The organism is Komagataeibacter kakiaceti JCM 25156 (assembly GCF_000613305.1).
This window is the reverse complement of sequence record NZ_BAIO01000184.1, coordinates 1-4131: the sequence shown is the minus strand read 5'-3', so window position 1 is coordinate 4131 and position 4131 is coordinate 1. Positions and strand designations below refer to the sequence as shown.

The window sequence follows — 4131 nt, the reverse complement described above, 5'->3', positions numbered from 1 at the left end:
CATCACGTTCTAGATCACTGCCTGAAAATCAGGGAAGTCCGGGCGCGCCTTTATTTAAGGCGGTGCTTCCTGATCGCGCGCGGCGCGGTCATCAAGCGGCGTGACCCGCAGGTTTGTAAATTCGGCGTCCCCACCCTCGGCAAAGGCGATGACATGATCGGCCTCCGCCGGGGGGAAAATCAGATCCGTAATGACGACCGAGCCTTCCAGCGCCAGAACCTCGACGGAATTGCGATCCACGATAATATGGGCCGACACATCCGCCGTATGCGGCATGTTGACACTATGCCATTGGCTGAAATGCTGGGAAAAATCCGTCCGCCCCGAGCGGGATCGGTCCACCGACAGGGTATGATGCTCAAAATCATAGGCAATCCGCGTGCCCGTTTTCTCGTCCGGCGATGCGCGCAGGATGACACCGGCGGCGCGGGCACCCCTGCCATGGATTTCCAGCCTGATATCCAGCACCTCGCCGCGTGTGTTTCCGGGCAGGAGCCGCCGCTCCGTGGAAAGGCGCATCGCGTTGAATGAATGGCCCCGGTGGCTGGCCACCCATGCGGTGTAATGGGCATCGGGCGCGAAGCAGAGCCGGGGGCGGTTATTGATGGTTTTCAGCGCGACCGTCATGGGCAGGGTCATCTGGCCTTTCCATGGTTCGGTCGGAACCGTGCCCGCATAGTCCCAGTTATTCATCCAGCCAATGGTCAGCGGCGTGCTGGCGGGCAGGTTGGAGAACAGCATGGCCGCGTAATGGTCCGCCCCGTGATCGACCCAGTCATAGGATGAAGGATCCGATCCATCCGGCGGCAGGTTCTCCGCATGGAATGTCCGGCCATCGAACGATCCGACAAAATAGGCGGTCCCCGATCCCCCCGCGATGCTCCACGGGTTTACGCCGATCATCATGATCCATTTCCGTTGCGCCGGATCGCCATCCAGTGGCAGGGCGAACAGGGTCGGCATTTCCCACAGCATGCCGGGGCGTATGAACCCCGCCGGGCCAAAATCGCTCAGGAATGTCCAGTCGATCAGGTTATCCGACCTGTAAAGCTTGATGACGGGCGCATCCGCCACGACCGTTGTCATGACCCAGTAACCTCCCGGCTCGTACCAGCTTACGCCGGGGTCACGAAACTGCATTGAATCGGGGGAAAGTGTCAGCACCGGGTCTTTGCGGTAGGCCCGCCATGTGGAGCCGCCATCAAGGCTGTAGGACAGGGACTGCGCCTGAATACCCGCTTCATGGCCGCTGCCAGCCTTGAACACGCTGGTGTAAAGCGCCACCATTGCCGGGTTTTCCGGTGTGCCCAGCCCGGATGTATTCCTGCTGTCAATCACGACCGAGCCGGAAAAAATATCCCTGTCATGTCCCGACGCATGGCGACGTCATGTTCCTGCCAGTGCAGCAGGTCCGTGCTGGTGGCGTGCCCCCAGGACATATTGCCCCATTCCGCCGCCATGGGATTGTACTGATAGAAAAGATGATAGACCCCCTTATAAAAGACAGGTCCATTCGGGTCATTCATCCAGTATTTATGTGGTGTATAATGTAATGACGGACGCCACTGGGGCGTTCCACCCGGTTGCGCCACATCCTGTGCGGCGCGGGCTTTCTGCGCTGCCATACCTGATCCCGTCATTGCAGCGCAGAAAAGAGACAATCCCATCATCCATTTCTTTATCAATGACTATACCCGATCATTTCAAATTCCTTATTGCCCCACCGATGCAAGAGCGACAAGGGGATTGGTCACGCTGGAATCATTGCCTGAACGCAGGTCCTGCAGAAAGGCGACGATATCCACATCAGCCCTGTTCGCGGGGATATTGCCATACCCACCCAGGCCATTATTCCCGTAAGCGAGGTTGATGGCGGTGTTCGCGCCATTGATGTTGATCTGGACCGTAGGTGAAAGCGCGCCGCCACGGCGGTTTTCAACCGTATCGATAAACGATTCCACCAGTCCGCCCGGCATCACGTAATGCGAATACGACTGGAATGCGCGCGGGTTCTGCAGGGGGTTGGGGTCGAAATCGGAACCCGCGGCCTGGTTCAGGTCGGTCGGGTTGCCCAGCACCAGCCCGCTGCCCCAGTTCAAAGGCTGGTAATCACTGCGCACACCGTTGCCCACGAACCCGTACGAGCCATCCGGCCCGTCAATCCCGGCGGCAAAGGTGGTGCGGTGGCTTATGGTAAAGAGATAGTATTTACCATCCTTGATATATATCTGCGGCCGTTCGGTCTGGTCATTGACGCAGTTACCGGAAATAAGGGGCGGCAGGAATCGCCATTTGCTCAATGACTTGTTCAGGGCCACCGCAAGCCCGATATTGGCTTTCTGGTAGGTCGCCCCCGAATTCAGCACATCATCAAGATTTTCGGCATATGGATCGCCCGAACGGTAGCCCAGATCGGCTGCCGTGCAGTCACGCGCGCCCCGCTCACCCGCCGTATTCCCTTCAAACACCATGAAGGTGTAACCGGGATGGGCCGGATCCTCGAAAGTAAACGGATCGCGGAAGGAATAGAACTCGTTCTGCTGCCCGGTCTGGTAATAAACCCCATCGGGCTGCAATAGCGGTGTATGGTTATTGAAACCGGTAAACCATACATGCTTCAGGTCCGAATGGATGGTGCCATTCGCCTTTGAAATAATGGCGACAGGTGGCGTAATATTTGTGCCATCCGCCGTGCGGTTGAAGCCCAGCGCCGTATAGAACACGCTTACGTGGTTGTCGCCCGCGCGCACCAGTCGGGTCGAGCCGGACCATTCCGCGTTATTCGTCAGGGTTGTCGAGCCGAACACCTTTACGCTGGACCCATCGGGGAACAGGTGGCCGCCGTAAATCCAGCCGCCATTGCGTGGCCGCAGCGCGGCGGGAATTCCCGCCCGGCGATAGAAAAAGCCGATGCGGGCATGCACATGCCGGTCATCGAACGTGTAGCCCGCATTGGGGTCGGCCGTCAGCGAAAAGATGACTTCCCAGCCGTTATAGCTGAACTGATTGGCCTTTGCGTCAATCAGTGTCCATGTATCCCATACCCATACATCGGGGTTGGTCTGGGGGAAATCGGCGGGAATGGAGGGCATTGTCAGGCGGGCAGGCAGGGAGTTGCCGCCCGTGGGGTTGGTCAGGCTGGATCGCGCCTGATCTGGCGCGCATCGGCGCGGGTCCAGCGCGATGTAAATGTATCAAACGGGCTGTAGGCCTGCTGGGTGTGTACCGTAGGCAGGGGATAACCCGAAACACCCGTACTGGTGGTCTGGGCCTTCGCCACGACCATGCCGGCCGTCATGGTGGCCGACAGCACGCCCGCACCGAGCAGGAGCCATCGCCTTTTTCGCGAATATTTGCTGGAACGGAAGGGATATTCCTTATCCGTGGCGGATTTCTTATCTGTAATTTCCATTTTACGTCCTCCGGCATCAGGCACGTCCTGCCTTCGGACACATGGCCGAAAGAACAGGTTCAGGGATCCGACGTTACTTTTGAAAACACACTATATTTCCCAGGATTCATTCAACATCTTCAGAAGATGAAGCATTTGTCGCGCTCGATGCCATTTTTCCGGAAGATGTCATCTTCCGTCGCAATGCCTGGTACATCAGATAGCGCTCGCTGCTCGAACGGGAGGAGATCTGCCAAGTTTCTTTATTGTAAAAATATTTTTCACAAATGTATTGGCCATATTACCGGATCAGTAATCGTCCGGCCTGTTCCATTGCAGAATGCGCACCGGGGAAGCGTCCCCCCCCGCCACCTGTGTCGTTATGACCGCATGACGCAGCGCGCGCGTGCCCGATATGTCGGTCACGATCACATCTATCCCCACAATGCCCTGGCTGCGGGCCTCGTCATCCGGGGTGGGCGTCCCACCTGCCATGGCCAGCGCCTGCCTTACCACCGGCCCGGCAAGAGGGTACGGGGTCCGCATCCCAGTACACGCTCACAAAAGGCAGGATCTGCCCGGCAAGCGCGGGCGTCATGCCCAGCACAAGGGCTATTTCCCCATTCGTCTGGAACGGAGCCCCTGGTGGCCCGTAATCCAGTCCGGCGGCGGCGTAGGCGGCGGCACTCCCGGCGGGCGGTGCCTCGCCCTGCTGGAGCGGAAAGCGCCATGCGCGGATA

The 4131-nt window shown here is 58.6% G+C and carries 3 protein-coding genes and 2 pseudogenes; all 5 read right to left on the bottom strand.

What is annotated here, in order from left to right:
* Positions 1 to 54 precede the first annotated feature (54 nt).
* The gene (locus tag JCM25156_RS32095) at positions 55 to 1338 is read right to left on the bottom strand and encodes a glycoside hydrolase family 32 protein (RefSeq protein WP_277909433.1); all 1284 of its coding nucleotides are present in this window, start codon (positions 1336 to 1338) and stop codon (positions 55 to 57) included.
* On the bottom strand, positions 1335 to 1526 hold the full coding sequence (locus JCM25156_RS32090) for a hypothetical protein (RefSeq protein ID WP_277909434.1): 192 nt from the start codon (positions 1524 to 1526) through the stop codon (positions 1335 to 1337). Before JCM25156_RS32090 ends, JCM25156_RS32095 begins: the two co-directional genes overlap by 4 nt.
* A gap of 186 nt (positions 1527 to 1712) precedes the next feature.
* A pseudogene (locus JCM25156_RS23340) lies at positions 1713 to 3253 on the bottom strand (glycoside hydrolase family 68 protein); the annotation flags it as partial.
* A 447-nt stretch (positions 3254 to 3700) separates the two neighbouring features.
* Entirely contained in the window at positions 3701 to 3886 is a 186-nt protein-coding gene (locus tag JCM25156_RS10150) for a hypothetical protein (protein WP_025812998.1), read from the bottom strand.
* Positions 3858 to 4131 (bottom strand): annotated as a pseudogene (locus JCM25156_RS23335) (type II secretion system protein GspK); the annotation flags it as partial. The pseudogene JCM25156_RS23335 and the gene JCM25156_RS10150, both read right to left, overlap by 29 nt.

Coding starts and splice junctions, on each gene's coding strand:
- JCM25156_RS32090 (WP_277909434.1), bottom strand. CDS start 1,526: ATGAATGACCCGAATGGACCTGTCTTTTATAAGGGGGTCTATCATCTT.
- JCM25156_RS10150 (WP_025812998.1), bottom strand. CDS start 3,886: ATGGCAGGTGGGACGCCCACCCCGGATGACGAGGCCCGCAGCCAGGGC.